Below are 15,130 nucleotides of genomic sequence, written 5' to 3' on the forward strand. Positions count from 1 at the left end.
GCGCGTTGGCGCTCTTCTTGACTGTGCTTGCGCCGGCGGTGGTCGAACTCGCCGTGCTGCCGCTGGAGCCGCTGGAAGCATCGGCGGCTGGCGTCATGACGAAGTCGCTCAGCGGGTGCCCGCCGACGGTCTCGGCGTCACCGGCCTTGAGCGCGTAAGGAACTGAGACGAGCAGCACGCGCGGCTGCTCCGCTTCCTGCTCCACCTGTACGCCCAGCCAGCGCGCTTCATTGCTGGTGAACAGCTCCATGGGCACGCCGTCTTTGGAATTGGCGCCCAATAAGACGCTGTAGTGGCCGCCGGGACGCAGGATGACGTTCTGCACTTCCTGCCACAAGGGCGCGCCGCCGGTTGCGTCCTTGTACAGTGCAAAGGTGATGCCAAGCGTTCGATTCGTTGGCGAATGATCATGCCCGGTAAGGGTGCCGGCGACGCGCACGTAGCGCGGCACAATCGGATTCGAGGCCTGTTGCGCACCCAAGAAGACGGAGCAGAAAACGAGCAAGGTCGCCGTTAACAGACGATGCATAACTCTCCTTTGGCCGGCCCGGAATCCGGAATGAAGATAGGACGGTGTGTCTGGGCTCGCGGCACTCAAGTGGGATTAGGTGACCGGATTCTGTAGGCAGAGAGCACCCGCCGTCAACGGCAAATCCGCCCCTACCTTGTTACCAACGGGCTATGTCAATCGAATCAAGATTTTGCTGCGCCACTGTCGGTGTCGGTGAAGAGTGTCCCGACGCCGACCGGCAGACAGTCGCAAGTAAGCGGCGGCATTCAGGCGAAATCGTGCTCAACGGGCGGAATGCAAACTTGCCAGTCAACTGTGCCGCATGCCAGGCGCGGACGCCGACGTCAGAATCCGTTCCGATTCGCAGGGGATACTAGATCGCAGCGGCACGCAGTTGCTTGGAAAACAGTCCACCGTCAAACCACGCTTAAATGCCGCGCATGAAGAAGAACAGAGTGTGGAGGAGGATAGCCACATCCATGAAGAAATTGCGGTTGCGGATGTAGTAGAGATCGTACTCGATATTTTCGTGGATCAGCAGCGCGCGGTCGGCGCTGAGCTGCCAGAGGCCGGTGATGCCAGGTTTCACCTGAAGGCGCTGGCGATGGCGCGGCGTGTAGGTGTCTACGATGAAGGGCATCTCCGGGCGCGGGCCGACAAGCGACATCTCGCCGCGCAGGACATTGATGAGCTGAGGAACCTCGTCAAGGCTGGTGCGCCGCAGAAACCGGCCCATGCGGGTAATGCGCGGATCCTCGGAAGCCAGCGGCGAATAGCCGTAGGCGGGCACGTCGGTATACATGGTACGGAACTTGTAAAGGTCGAATAAGACAAGATCCTTGCCAACTCGCTTCTGCACGAATATTACCGGACCCTTGGAATCGATCTTCACGAGGACGGCTATGATCGCGCACACAGGCGCAAACAGCACCGACAGGAGAAATGCGAGCACGAGGTCAGCTACGCGCTTGGTGAAACCGTAAAAGATGCGCTGCGAAGGCCCGCGCAGGGAGGCCAGCAGGAGGCCGTCAATGTCGGCGTGTTCGATGAGCGAGTCGAATGGGACGTGGTGATTGGGGACGAAGGCGAGTTCGGCGCCAGCGGCCGCGGCGGCATTGAACACCTCGATGAATTTATCCCGCGCCAGCGAGGGAATAGCAACGACAACCATGCCGACGCCGTTTTCAACCAAAAACTCGCTGGTGATCGGTCCGGAGACGATGGGCACGGAACGCTGGCGGCGGTACGCCAGTTCGAAAACGCGCGCGCCGACGGTGGCGGGATCGTCGTCAATCATGAGGACCGGATCAAGGCCGAGCTTGGGAGAGCGCGCAAGAGCCGAAAATACGCGACGCCCGGTGTGGCTGGCGCCATAGATGAGCACTTTACACACGCCGAACCCCTTGAGGTGGAGGGCACGAACGACAACGTAAACGAATTGCTTCTCGGCAATCAGGGCCGAGGGAACCAGGACCGTGGCGACCAGGAACTGCGCGACGGGAAACGGCGCCCTGGCGAAATAGCAAATGAGGAACAGCAGCAGGAACAGCAGAGCCGAGACGCGCAATATGCGCTCGGTCTCTTTGACGCGCAGCAGCCCGTTCCCGCGGCTGTAGGCATCTTCACGGTCGAGCATGAGCACGAAGATGATCGACAGACTGAGGGTAGCGGCCAACAGCTGGACGGGCTGGTAGATTACTACTGGGTTGGGGGAAAAAAACCCGGCATTGTAAGCGAGATGCAAAGCTCCAAAAACGGTGATGAAGTCGGCGGCAAGCTCGAGCAGGGTCAGGACCTTTTCGAATTGAGTCGGCAGGCTGGACTTGGCGCCGGAGCGGGGGACAACGGCTAGAGTTGGCAGCGCCGTTGAACGACGAAGCCTGTTCGCATCAACTTCCGCTCCGTAACTGCCCATGAAAATAACTCCTCCGGCAACACTAAGGTGGAAACAGCGGGAAACAGCTCGGAACCGAGTCGCAAGAAGATTGAAACTATCGATTGGATCGCACAGCTTACATCAGTTTGATGCGGCACTCAATGAGAAATTTCTATCGAGAGCAGCAGTAATAAGAAGGATGGAATCCGAGCGCGTCGAGTCGCTCCCCCGTTCTACTTTCCGAACAGACCCGCACGTGCGGCGTTCCCGCATAGGGCTGTTCCCGAAAGTAGCTCGCGCATGCTTTTCGGGCAGCGCAGGGATGCGTGATAGGCTCGATCACGGTCTGCGGATTTCTCGTAAGGAAGCATTGTGCTTGCAACAACCTACCTCTCCGCGTTACAGTTTGCTGATCGCCACAAAATGTGCCGCTGCAGGCCGGTGAGTGAATAACTCTGGTGGGAGGGAAGTGAAGTCACTTAGTAGCAGCCGCGCATCCGGACTCTCCGAGCGCGCATCCAGCGCACGCAGGCAGATGCAGGGCAATCCGTGAGTGATAACTTAGGAGACTATTTCCGGGGAAGCGAGGGTGTATGTCGTTGAAAAAGGTGCTGGTATGTGGCGCGGGCGGGTTTATCGGGAGCCATATGGTCAAAAGGCTCAAGCGCGAGGGATTCTGGGTGCGCGGTGTCGACCTGAAACATCCTGAGTTTAGGCCGTCTTCGGCTGACGAGATGGTGATCGGCGATCTGCGCGATGCGCGCACCTGGGAGCACGTCTTGGACACGCAATTCGACGACGTGTATCAGTTCGCCGCCGACATGGGCGGCGCCGGTTACATCTTTACCGGCGAGAACGATGCCCACCTGATGCACAATTCGGCAATGATCAACCTGCACATGGCCGATTACGGGATCAAGTGCAGGGTCAGGAGGGTATTCTATTCCTCGTCGGCCTGCATGTATCCGGCTTATAACCAAAAGGATGCGAAGAATCCCCAATGCGAAGAATCAAGTGCGTATCCGGCGGAGCCCGATAGCGAGTACGGCTGGGAGAAACTGTTCAGCGAACGACTGTACTTGGCATTTCATCGCAACTGCGGCTTGGATGTTCGCGTGGCCCGCTTCCACAACATCTTCGGTCCGGAAGGGACTTGGACAGGGGGACGGGAGAAAGCGCCGGCGGCCCTGTGCCGCAAAATCGCGGAGCAGCCTGATGGCGGCGAGATCGAAATGTGGGGTGACGGTGAGCAGACCCGCTCATTCCTCTACATCGACGAGTGCATCGAAGCCGTCGGCCGGCAGATGAACTCGAACTTCATGGGTCCGGTGAACATCGGCTCCGAGGAGATGGTGACCATCAACCAGATGGCGCAGATGATCATGGAGATTGCCGGCAAGAAGCTGAGCATTAAGCACGTGCCGGGTCCCACTGGTGTACGCGGGCGCAATTCGGACAACCGGCTCATTCGCGAAAAGCTCCAGTGGGCGCCCTCGCAAGCGCTGCGCGATGGTTTGCGCAAGACGTATCCGTGGATCGAACGACAGGTGCAACTCACGATGAAGCCGCAAGTGGCCGCGACGCTAACGGCGGCCACCGGACAGCAGACACTCCGCCGTAAGGAGCGCGTCGCGGCTCATTAAAATCAGCAATAAAGCAAGCAGAGGCCGCTCGCGGGAGCGGCCTCTGCTAATTGGGTGCGGCTTCAGGTGCGACGTAAAGTGTCGTCACGCTGTAAGTACTGACGGTGGTAGTAGTCGCGATAGCTGCCGTTCCGGCAGCGTCCGAGCCAGTCGACATGCTCAATGTACCACTTAACGGTGAGACAGAGGCCCTCTTGGAAAGAGACCGCCGGCGACCAGCCAAGCTCGCAGCGAAGCCTGGAGCTCTCGAGTGCGTAGCGGCGGTCATGCCCGGGCCGGTCCTGCACGAAACGGATTAGAGATTCGGGCTTGGCCAGCAGGCGAAGGATGGAGTGCACCACTTCCAGATTGGTGCGGGGAGCTACGTCTCCAATATTGTAAATCTCGCCGGCACGTCCGCTTTCCAGGACGCGAGCAATGGCGCGGCAATTGTCTTCCACATAGATCCAGTCGCGCACATTCAGACCGTCACCGTAAACTGGCAAGGATTTGTCTTCGAGGGCATTGGCAATCATCAGGGCGATGAGTTTTTCGGGGAATTGGTAGGGACCATAGTTATTGCTGCAGCGAACGATCACGGCGGGAAATCCAAAGGTATGGTTGTAACTCAGCACCAGCAGGTCGGCAGCGGCCTTGCTAGCGGCGTACGGGCTGGAAGGATGGAGGGGATCTGCTTCGGAGAAGGTCACGCCAACGGGTGCGCTGCCGTACACCTCGTCGGTGCTCACCTGGAGAAAGCGACTGAGATTGTGGCGTCGGCCAGCTTCCATCAGAACCTGAACGCCGAGGACATTGGTGCGCAAGAAGGGGTATGGATCCTCGATGCTGCGGTCAACGTGCGTCTCGGCCGCAAAATTAACAACCGCGTCGAGACTCTCTCGGAAGACCGATTCGACCAAGGCCTGATCGGAAATATCGCCTTGGACGAAAAGATAACGCGAAGCAAATGGAGAGCCTTCGCCAACATCGGCGAGATTCTCGAGGTTTCCCGCGTAGGTCAATTTGTCTAAGTTAACGATGTAGACGTCGGGATGATGAAGAAGCATGTAGCGGATGAAATTGGATCCGATAAAACCGGCACCGCCGGTAACGAGAATTCTCAAGGTGTACGGTTCTCCTATTGAGGATTGCGTAAGATGGTTACTGTAGGAGCAGGTTTGCCTGTTGCCCCGAACCTGCGTCATACGCATGTACAAACTCGAGTACCCGCCAGCGTTTTCCGCAGCTTGGCAGGCACAGCCAAATTCCCAGATCACATCCACCGAAGCCGCTAGGTAGCGACTGCTTGAGCGTGGGCATTGTCGTCGGGGTTATCAGCGTCGGGTTTGCGCATCTTGTTGGCGCCGCTCTGAGCGACCATGTTCCAAGCCCGCAACAAGGAGTCGAAGGTACCAGCGTCGGTCCACCACCCGTCCAAAACGCTGTAGGTTAGCGCACCTTCAGCAACGTACAAGTTATTAACGTCAGTAATTTCCAACTCTCCGCGCCAACTCGGCCGCACCTGGCGGATTTTGTCGAAGACTCCGTTGTCGTATAGGTACATGCCGGTAACGGCATAGCGGGTCTTCGGCTGCTTGGGCTTCTCCTCGATGCGGACGATCCGGCTGCCGCAAATCTCGGGGCAGCCGAAACGCTCGGGATCATCCACTTCCTTTAGGATGACATGAGCTCCGCTGGGTTGCTGACTGAACTGCTGTACCGCAGTGGTGATGTTATTCTCGATCAGGTTATCGCCAAGGACCACGCACACGCGGTCCCCGGCGACGAAATGCTCCGCGTACGCGAGGGCGTCGGCAATTCCTTTGTTACCGCCCTCCTGGTAAGCGAAGGCGATATGTTTCAGACCGAAAGGGGCGCCGTTGTCGAGCAGGCGAAGAAACTCCCCCGCACTCTGACCACCCGTGACTACCAAGACGTCAGTTATGCCAGCGTTCACCAGCGTCTGAATGGGATAGAAGATCATGGGCCGGTTGTAGACCGGCAGCAAGTGTTTATTGGTCACGCGGGTGAGAGGATAGAGACGAGACCCAGTGCCTCCCGCAAGAACGACTCCCTTAATCGGTGCCACGGTAGTTGTAACTCCTGTCAAGCAAAGCGGCGATGAGCAAGCAGGAACATGCCCCAGAACTGATTGCCCAAGGCGCCGCCAGATGGTCGGATTTCGTCAGCGCGCTAGACACGGGAACGCGGCGAGCCAGTTGGCGCATGGGGCATGCTGGCAGCGAAGCGTTTCAGGCCGAGTGATTCGAGAGACAAGTAGTATAGGAACCGGACTATGTTGACCAGGTAGCGACGCCAAAGCCGGCGCGGCTCGAGGCAAAGGCGGAATAACCATTCTAAACCGTGATCGCGCATCCAGCTAGGCGCCTGCCGTAATTTGCCACTGTGGATATCGAATGCCTGGCCCACTCCGATCAATATCGGAACAGCGAGCCGTGTGCGGTGTTCGTACATCCAGCGTTCCTGTTTCGGACACCCCAGGCCGACCCAGACCACGTCCGGTGCGGTGCGATTGATGGTGTCAACCACCTGTTGGTCTTCCGCGGGCGTCAGCGGCCGAAATGGGGGAGAGTATGTGCCGACGACGCGCAACCCGGGAAAGCAGCGGGCCAAGGCAATGGCCAGTTCATCGGCAACGCCGGGCGCACCACCATAAAAGAAGTGGGTAAGATCGCGAGTGCCATCCCGGCGGCAGACCTCGATCATGAGTTCCGGACCGTAAACGCGGCGGCTGAGGGCAAACCCGCGCTGGCGGCCGATCCAGACCAGAGGCGTGCCGTCGGGCACGCAGAGCTCGGACGTGTTCAGGACGAGTTTGAATTCCTCATCGCGCTGTGCCTCGGTGATGCCGTGGATGTTGGTCACTGCGATGTAATGGCAGCGGCGCTCACACCCGGAGCGCCACGCCGAGGCCCATTCCTGCATCTGTTGGAGGACGCTGGGGATTTGGACGGCATCAACGCGGACTCCCAAAACCTGAAAGGAATCGTGGCTTGGCATAAAGTGTTCTTTAGGAGCAGTGGGTCTCGGCACTTGCTGAACGCCCAAGGACAAACGCAATTGCCTCACGGAAGCCGTGGACCATCCGCTCATTGCTCCAGCATGCGATCCGCGCGAGCGCCTGTTGCGACAAACGGTCACGCAGCGCAGGAGACGCCAAGAGTCGCTCCATGGCAGCGGCCAGCGCCGCAGAATCGCGCTCAGGAACGATAAAGCCGGTGATGCCATCCTGGACGAGTCCACCTGCAGCGGCACCAACAGCATCACTGGCGATTACGGGGACACCCTGATTCATAGCCTCGTTGACAACCAACCCCCACGGTTCCTTGCCGGTTGGCGTCGTGACCGATGGGAGGATAATGGCATAGGCAAGCGCGTAATATGCCGGCGTTCGCTCCGGTGGAACGTGGGAGCAGAAGCGAACGCGAGCGCCGAGTCCGAGTTGCGCGGCCTGCGCCTGCAGTCGGCATTTTTCGGAACCTTCACCAACGATGACTAGCACGGCATCAGGCACAGTCAGGCAAGCGAAGGCATCGAGCAAATAGTTGATGCCTTTGCTGTTCTCCAGCCGGCCCAGGTAAAGGATGACGCGCTGGGTACGGGCGATGTTCAAGCTCTGACGGATCTGTTGTAACTGGTCGGGGGCAGCAGGTTGAGAATGCAAAGCATTGTCGACCGCGTGGGGGGCGACGAAGATGCGTTGCGGCGGAACCCCTTCGGAGATCAAGTAGCGCTTCACGTGTTCTCCGTAAACCACAATCGCGTCGGCGTGGCGGTAGATATATCGCGTCAAGGGAAAAGCCAAGCGATGAAACGTGGTCTGCAGGCGCATCCAGATGCCACTCCAGAGAACAAACGGCTTTTGCCGCAGACGCGCAATAACGTAGGTCACCGGAAGGGCGAAACGACCGTTGATACATTTGATGAAGACGTCGCACGGCTCCCGCAGGAGAAGCGGCGCCAGTCTGAGGGGAAACCGGGTGCCGCCGAGTTTGATGCCGGGCAGGTACTGGTAACGGAAACCTCCAGCACGAACACCGTGCTGTTGCTGCCAATACCATTCATCGCCGGCAGAAAAAAAGTAGTAGGTCACTGGATATTGCGTGGCGAGGATCTCATAGGTTCGAACCCGGTAATGGGGGCAAATATTGGTTACAAACACCAGCGTCGGAGCCTCGAGCCGAACTGCGGAACTTTTGCTAGACATGAGCGAGACAAGGGGCAGCGCATTTGCGAGCAACCAGGAGCACTTCACCACCGAAGAATTCGGACTTCAGATTACCGAGGACGGGAAATGCATCCGGGAAGCCCTCCAAAAACCTGGGCCGGCAGAAGATTCCCTTCCGCGCTGTGGTTGCGAAGCCGGCGTTCCGCAGGAGTTCCCTCAGATCACGAGAACAGAAGTAGTGCATGGCGCCGCCGTCGTAGGCGGAGGAGTCCAGCTTCGAGGTGGTGGGAAAGCGCCCGCGAACGAAAAGCCGAAAGAGCTTACCAATGGTACGCATATTGGCGACGCTCAGCACGAGCTGGCCGCCATCGCGCAGGACGCGATGGCATTCGCCCAGCGTGCGGCCGGGATCATACACGTAGGGGAGCACGGCAAGAAGAGTAACGGCGTCGAAGGCCCCTGAGTCAAAAGGCAGCGGATCGCGGCTAAGGTCCACTCGTGTGGCGAAAACGCCTTGGCGACAAGCGGCCGCCACGGCAGATTCAGCGATATCGACACCATACAATTGTTCGAACTTGCCGCGGACAGCGAGGCCAAGCATGCCGGCTCCGCAACCCACGTCGAGGAGGCGTACGCCAGGCAGCAACATGCGGGCGGCGCTGTCGATGCGGAGGTTGCGCCCGGGGACGTACCCGAGGGATGTGGCATCTTCCAGGCGGCTGTGCCAATACTCCTCGAATGCAAGGACAGGGTTAGACGTGGGTGGTACGGGCATGACAAAACTGCTGCACAGCTTCGATGATGCAATCGCACTCCGCTAGAGTCAGTTCTGGATACATGGGTAGTGAGAGGATCTGCGTGGCGGCTTGTTCGGCGATCGGGAAAGACCCGGTGTCGCCGAGCCGTCCGCGATATGCCGGCTGCAGGTGCACGGGGACAGGATAATGAATGGCAGTGCCAATTCCCTTTTGTTCGAGGAAGGTTCGTAACTGCTCCCGCTCCGCGCTACTTACGACGTATAGGTGATAGCAGGAGGTGCGATCAGCACCTACAACTGGCACCGTGACGTGCGACCCCAGCGCGCGGGAGTAGCGCGCCGCGATATCGACCCGGCAGGCGTTGTCCTGGTCCAGGTAAGGGAGCTTCACGCGCAAAATGGCGGCCTGCAATTCGTCCAGGCGGCTATTGGCGCCAGCCACTTCACTAACATACCGCTGCCGCCAGCCATATTGGCGGAGCGCAGCAGCGAGCAAGGCGGTCTGTTCGTCATTGGTAACAATTGCCCCCCCGTCTCCGATGGCGCCGAGATTCTTCGTGGGATAAAAACTGAAGCAGCCCACATCGCCCCAGCTGCCGACACGCTTGCCGCGGTAAATTGCCCCGTGAGCTTGGGCGCAATCCTCAATAACGCGAATACCACGGGCGCGTGCAATTTCGAGAATCGGAATCATGTCTGCCGGTTGACCGAAGAGATGTACCGGGATGATTGCCCTGGTCCGAGCCGTAATGTGCCGCGCAGCGGCGGCAGGATCGAGTAAGCAAGTGTTGGGTTCAATATCGGCCAAAACGGGGGTGGCGCCGGCGAGTTCGATGGCGGCAATTGTGGCGACGGCCGTGTGCGGTGTGGTGATCACCTCATGACCGGGCCCAATGCCGCAGGCGCGCAAGGCCAGCGTCAGCGCGTCGGTTCCAGAGCCAACACCGACGGCGAAGCGAACCCCTACGTAAGCACTCCACTCCTTTTCAAAGGCCTCGACTTCCCTGCCTAGAATGTATTGGCCGGTCGTGAGCACGAGCCGCATTGCCTCGTCAATCTCACGACCACGAGACAGGTACTGCGCCAGCGGCTTCGCGGCCGGTATGAAGTGTGAGGGCATAGGCGCAAAACGGACGTCGCGATCTACCAGTACTGTTCGGAGTAACGGCGATAATAATCCAGGGCACGCCGCAGCCCCTCGCGAAGAGGCACAATCGGTTGCCAACCGAGCTCAGACGCGATCTTGCGGTAATCGCCACGGTAATCGCCGATGTCGATCATCTTGCGCTCTTCGGGAAAGGGTACAAGACGGAAGCTGCCGCCGCCGTATAGTTCGACCATCATTGCAGCCAAGGCCTCAAGCGAGACGGGTTCGGCGCCCAGGTTATAGATCTGCCCGTTGGATTTGGGCGCTGCGGCGGCCAGCAGAAAGGCCTCGACCACGTCATCGACAAAATTGAAATCGCGCAACAGATGGCCGTCACCATACACGCGGATTTCATCGCCTTGCAGAATTTGACGAAACCACCATCCAATGAAAGTCTGGCGAGCATCGCAAACGCGCATGCGTGGGCCATAGGTGTTCGTCAGGCGCAAACTGCACGTTGCGAGACGGTAGAGCTGCCAATAAAGTAAGTAATAATGCTCGCCGGCCATCTTATTAATGCCGTTAGGATCGACGGGAGCAATGGGATGCTTCTCGTCAACTGGCAGATAGCGGGGCCGACCGTAGATCTGACGTGTGCTCGCAAAAACGATCTTCACTTTTGTATTCTGCTGGCGACAAGCTTCCAAAAGATTGACCTGGGCACGACAATTGATCTCCAGATCCGTAATGGGATCTTCGACGCTGTCGAGATGACTGACCTGCCCGGCTAAACTAAAAATATAGTCCTGTCGCTGCACCAGGTAGCGCATGGCGTGCCGGTCGCGAATGTCAGAAACACTGATTTGCACCACATCTTCGATACCCGAAACATTGAAGATGTTCCCGCCATATTCGGGGATGAGGGAGTCCACAATCATGATCTTGGCGCCCAAACCGACCAGGCGATGAGCAAGATTGCTGCCGATGAAACCGAGACCTCCAGTAATCAGAACGCGCTTATCAGCAAACGACTTTTCAAGATCCACGGTCACGATGTGCCTCTGGGAGTGAGATCACGGACTTCGGTCAGGATGGACCCCATGGCTTTGAGCCAAGCCGCTGGAGCAAGCACGGTCTCGGCAGTACGACGAGCCCCGCCCGCCACACGGGCGTAGAGGTCGGCATCGGCAAACAAGCGCTCCACGCAGGCGGCGAGCTCGTTCGCATTTCCGGGCGTGAACAGCAGACCATTTTCTTCATTCCTGACATACTCGGGAATGCCGTTGATGCGCGAAGCTACGACCGGCTTCCCGCAGGCAAACGCCTGGCAGGCTATCATGGGCAGATTGTCGTACCACTCGGACGGAACTACGACACAACCGCAGTTGTCAAGCAACTGAGCCATGCGTTGGCCATACGCCGGACCAACGAACTCTACCCTGCCCTGGACCACTGCGGGATGGCGGCAGACGGCATCGGCTTCCTCGCCGTCTCCAGCGATCACGATGCGCGGAGCGGCCAGGCGCAAGGCGGAATCGAGCAGGGTGAAAATCCCCTTGGCGCGAATCAGGCGACCGACAAACAAGGCGTAGTCGCCGCGCTGGTAGTGCGGCTGGTAGTCCTCGACCTGAAACGGATTCGGGACGACCCGGAAGCGGTCGGCGGGTAGCCCGGCCTCGATCAGCTTGTCGCGGAGGAAGGCGTCGGGTACGACAAACAAGCGGATGCAACGCTCCCAGGTGCGCAGCCGACGGTGCAGACCAAGCGAAGCGCCGTACAGCGCGCTAAAGGTGTAGCTGTCGCGATAGCAGCGGTGAACGACCCCGTGGAGGTAGTTACCGCCGACGCAGCGTTCGCAGATCTGGCCGTTGGTGAAGAGTTGGCCATTGGCGCAAAGCAAGCGGTAATTGAAAACGAATTGAACCACCGGCACGCGGGCCTCGGCGAACGCGTAATAGACCGACGGCGAGAGCAGCGGGAACACGTTTTGCACGATGGCAACGTCGGGACGTTCGCGGTGGAGAAGATCACGCACCTGGCAGCGGCTAGCAGAGGAATAAATCACCCTCCACGGAAAAGAGAGCTTTTCGAAGAACGCGAACTGGTCGGTTTCCCGGCTGCTGCGAGTATGAAGCGACACGCTATATCCGGCGGCCTGCAGCAAAGACCGCGCAAGATCGAACGCGATGTCTTCGCCGGTGCGCTGACGGTACTGGTTGTGGCAGAGCAGTACCTTGAGCGCAGCGCCGGTGGCGGCGGAGACTGCTGGCGCGGGCCAGGCGGCGACGGAGGACATCAGGCCGACTCCCAAGAGTTTGGGCGAACCGCTACGTGCCATCTCCAGTGGCTCCCCGCGACAGCCCAGCTTTCAGCGCTTAGAGAAATAGCAATCCTTCCTGCGGTTGGGGCACGTGGAAATGTACAACTCAACATTCTGGAAGTAAGGCCCTGGAATGTCCCGCAAATTGCGCGCGGCGGCTTGGGTATCACGCTCCTATCGAGAGCGCCGCGTTCTCCACCCAGCAATTCGGTCTGCGTTAACCTGCACAATGGAAGCCAGCGCAAAAAGGTACCAGATGCCGGTGGGATAGCGCATCGGTTCGGTGGTCACGCTGAACAGCAGAATAGAAGGAACGACTAGCAGGGCGATGGCTCCGAGGCCGCGCTGGTATTCCGAACCTTTGCGGCGCAGCAACAGCGCCTCCCGCACGATGCGCACCAGGATCATGAGGTAGAGCGCGAGGCCAATAATGCCATAGGCGTGCATAAGGCGAATGAAATCGTCGTGCGGTTCGTCGCTGGTGTAGAACCCAAGACCGGGGACAAAACCGCTTGCAACCGAGGCGCCGCGGCCTATCAACCAAGCTACCGGACCACCGCCGTAAAGCGAAGACATGAAGACGATCCAGTTAGCACCACGACCACGGAGAAAGTCAGGGCCCCACACGCCAATTACACGCGCGGAGTAGAGCGTGGCCAGCCAGGCGGAACCGAGGACCGCCGCGCCCACCAGAAAGACACCGCCGGCAATCAAATACCTGCGGCTGAAGCGGCCGCGAATCGCAAACCACAGAACGAACTGGATGGCAAGTGCAACGTACGCGGTACGGTCATAGGTGAAGACGATCGCGCCGAGCGTCACACCGATAAACAGCACCGCAAGCCAGCGGATACGGGGCACGTTTCGATATTTGTCACCCAAGTACAGCGCTATAGGTATGGCGTACAGCAGGAAGAAAATCACGCCCAGGGGGTGCTGATAGGTACCGCTCACGCGCCCGACCGCCTCACCATCGATCCAGTCCCAATACTCGAACGGCGCCGTGCCTGCAATTTGCAAGTAGCACAGCAGAACGGGAATGCTAACCGTAGCAACAAACCAACGGCAGAAACGGTCGAACCGTTGTTCATCGTGGAGCACGGCGCCAGCGACAAAGTAGAAGGAAACGCCGGCAAAGAGGCGCAGCAGTTCATTTACGCCCTCAGGCGAAAAGTTCACCGCCACGGAAATCGTCGCCAGCAAAAGGAAGGCGACGACAGGCTTTGAATTGGCGCACTCCCGCCGACGCTGCAAAAAAGCAGCAAAGGTAAGGGCAGGAACAACCAAGCCAATCACGGACTGAGGATTCACCCGTTGTGCGGCGAGTTCGAAGAGTCGCCAGCGCCAGGTAAGGTCAATGATGGGTTTGCCAGCTAAACACAGAAACACCCATGATTCCATCGAGCTGGCAACCCGCAGCCCAGCCGCGAGTACGCACACACCGGCGATTGCGACACCGGCGGTCAGCGCTTCCAGGGCGGAGACCACGGTAGCTGTTCCCAACTTGCGAACCGTACCGGACGTGATCGAATCTGAATTCACGAAAAAATTCCAGCAGGTGTTACGTTCAGGATTCCACGATGCCAGCGATCTGGGAGCCGCGCATGCGCCAATCCCATTGCTGAACTGCCAATTGTCGCGCCCGGGCACCGAGATCGCGACAAAGATCGGGATCCCGCAAGAGTTTGACGATGCCTGCGGCAAACTCCTCCTCGTCGTGAGGTAACAGACGGCCGACCTCGTTTTGGCGAAAGATGGGACCGACCTCGCCGATATCATTGGTCACGACCGCCCGACCGGCCGCCAGATAGTCCAAGATCTTGCCGGGAAAGCGGGCGCGATTCAGCAATGTGTTGGCCAGAGGAATGACACAGAGATCCGCGCAGGCGAGATACCGCGGGTAGTCCTCGTCCGACAACCAGCCTGTCCACCGCAACGACCTGCTCAGGCCGAGCTCCTCTGCCAAGCGGCGGGCATTCTTCGGGACTGTGCCGATCACGATCAGCAGCGCCTCCGGCGCGCGCCGAACCACGCGTTGCAAGATGCGGATGTAATCCAACATATCGCCGTCACAGCTCGCGGCCAGCACGGGCACATCCGACAAAATTCCAAACCGCGCTCGCATCTCTGACTGTGGGTACGCGCCGACGTAATCGGTATCGATACCCTGTTTGACCCATTCGACGCGATCTGATGGAACGCCGATGGAGATTGCGCGGTCTCGCAGGGTGGCTGAGATCACTGTGACTTTACGAGCGCTGAAGCGAATACGCTCCTCAAAGAATCGATCGACGCGGTGAGCCAGATGCAAGCCGCGCAAGGTACTCGACTGCCCACTGTGCCAATCACACCAATCGGAAAAATACGCGTACTCGTGGAATCGCTTCGTCAAGTAAACCGGCCAGGAGACGTTGGGCTGATACTCAAAGCCGTAGACGATATCGTAGGTTGCCCCTGCCAATTCACGCGTCCGGAGCAGAATGTCGAGCGGGCCAGAGCCCCATCCGGGCAGCCATTTGTACCCCAGATTGGGGCCCTCGATCATCCGTACCCATGGACCCCCGTTGCCTCCGGGTTGCACGTGCTCGCCGACCCAATCGCACTTGTAATAGGTGTGGGAACGATACTTGGAGACGCGGGAAACGGTCGCCATCGTGACCTGGTGGCCAGCACGAGCCAGTTCCCTGCTGAAATAAAAGCATCGCTGATAAGTCCCCACGCCCTTCAGGTTGGCGTTGAGAGTCAGGATTCGCATAAGGATGAGACAG

The 15,130-nt window shown here is 58.9% G+C and carries 13 protein-coding genes; 1 reads left to right on the plus strand and 12 read right to left on the minus strand.

Going from position 1 to position 15,130, the window contains the following annotated elements:
* A partial coding sequence (locus tag LAN64_09230) for a hypothetical protein (GenBank protein ID MBZ5568019.1) occupies nucleotides 1–529 on the minus strand: 529 nt, incomplete at its 3' end.
* A 409-nt stretch (nucleotides 530–938) separates the two neighbouring features.
* Complete coding sequence (locus tag LAN64_09235; GenBank protein ID MBZ5568020.1) at nucleotides 939–2,426, minus strand: exopolysaccharide biosynthesis polyprenyl glycosylphosphotransferase; 1,488 nt, start codon at nucleotides 2,424–2,426, stop codon at nucleotides 939–941.
* Nucleotides 2,427–2,986: 560 nt separating this feature from the next.
* Here LAN64_09235 and LAN64_09240 point away from each other — a divergent pair.
* On the plus strand, nucleotides 2,987–4,030 hold the full coding sequence (locus LAN64_09240; GenBank protein ID MBZ5568021.1) for an NAD-dependent epimerase/dehydratase family protein: 1,044 nt from the start codon (nucleotides 2,987–2,989) through the stop codon (nucleotides 4,028–4,030).
* A gap of 62 nt (nucleotides 4,031–4,092) precedes the next feature.
* On the opposite strand, the gene rfbB is transcribed toward LAN64_09240, so the two are convergent.
* The 10 genes from rfbB to LAN64_09290 form a co-directional block, all read right to left on the minus strand.
* Nucleotides 4,093–5,133 carry a dTDP-glucose 4,6-dehydratase gene (gene rfbB, locus LAN64_09245; protein MBZ5568022.1) on the minus strand — a complete coding sequence of 347 codons (1,041 nt, stop codon included), beginning with the start codon at nucleotides 5,131–5,133 and terminating at the stop codon, nucleotides 4,093–4,095.
* Between the two features lie 167 nt (nucleotides 5,134–5,300).
* Complete coding sequence (locus LAN64_09250) at nucleotides 5,301–6,089, minus strand: NTP transferase domain-containing protein (GenBank protein MBZ5568023.1); 789 nt, start codon at nucleotides 6,087–6,089, stop codon at nucleotides 5,301–5,303.
* A gap of 113 nt (nucleotides 6,090–6,202) precedes the next feature.
* Entirely contained in the window at nucleotides 6,203–7,030 is an 828-nt protein-coding gene (locus LAN64_09255) for a WecB/TagA/CpsF family glycosyltransferase (GenBank protein MBZ5568024.1), read from the minus strand.
* A gap of 10 nt (nucleotides 7,031–7,040) precedes the next feature.
* Nucleotides 7,041–8,270: a glycosyltransferase family 4 protein gene (locus LAN64_09260; GenBank protein ID MBZ5568025.1), complete on the minus strand. Its 1,230-nt coding sequence runs from the start codon at nucleotides 8,268–8,270 to the stop codon at nucleotides 7,041–7,043.
* Nucleotides 8,230–8,847, minus strand: a complete 618-nt coding sequence (locus LAN64_09265; GenBank protein ID MBZ5568026.1) for a class I SAM-dependent methyltransferase — start codon at nucleotides 8,845–8,847, stop codon at nucleotides 8,230–8,232. The genes LAN64_09260 and LAN64_09265 overlap by 41 nt, the downstream gene beginning before the upstream one ends.
* A gap of 103 nt (nucleotides 8,848–8,950) precedes the next feature.
* Nucleotides 8,951–10,075: a DegT/DnrJ/EryC1/StrS family aminotransferase gene (locus LAN64_09270; GenBank protein ID MBZ5568027.1), complete on the minus strand. Its 1,125-nt coding sequence runs from the start codon at nucleotides 10,073–10,075 to the stop codon at nucleotides 8,951–8,953.
* A 23-nt stretch (nucleotides 10,076–10,098) separates the two neighbouring features.
* Nucleotides 10,099–11,088 (minus strand): NAD-dependent epimerase/dehydratase family protein, encoded by a 990-nt coding sequence (locus LAN64_09275; protein MBZ5568028.1) that lies wholly within the window; start codon nucleotides 11,086–11,088, stop codon nucleotides 10,099–10,101.
* A gap of 2 nt (nucleotides 11,089–11,090) precedes the next feature.
* Nucleotides 11,091–12,380, minus strand: coding sequence for a glycosyltransferase (locus LAN64_09280; GenBank protein MBZ5568029.1), 1,290 nt, complete (start codon nucleotides 12,378–12,380; stop codon nucleotides 11,091–11,093).
* A 156-nt stretch (nucleotides 12,381–12,536) separates the two neighbouring features.
* Entirely contained in the window at nucleotides 12,537–13,904 is a 1,368-nt protein-coding gene (locus LAN64_09285) for an O-antigen ligase family protein (protein ID MBZ5568030.1), read from the minus strand.
* Between the two features lie 25 nt (nucleotides 13,905–13,929).
* Nucleotides 13,930–15,117: a glycosyltransferase gene (locus LAN64_09290; protein MBZ5568031.1), complete on the minus strand. Its 1,188-nt coding sequence runs from the start codon at nucleotides 15,115–15,117 to the stop codon at nucleotides 13,930–13,932.
* Nucleotides 15,118–15,130: the final 13 nt, after the last annotated feature.

The organism is Terriglobia bacterium (assembly GCA_020073185.1).
GTDB lineage: Bacteria > Acidobacteriota > Terriglobia > Terriglobales > Acidobacteriaceae > JAIQGF01.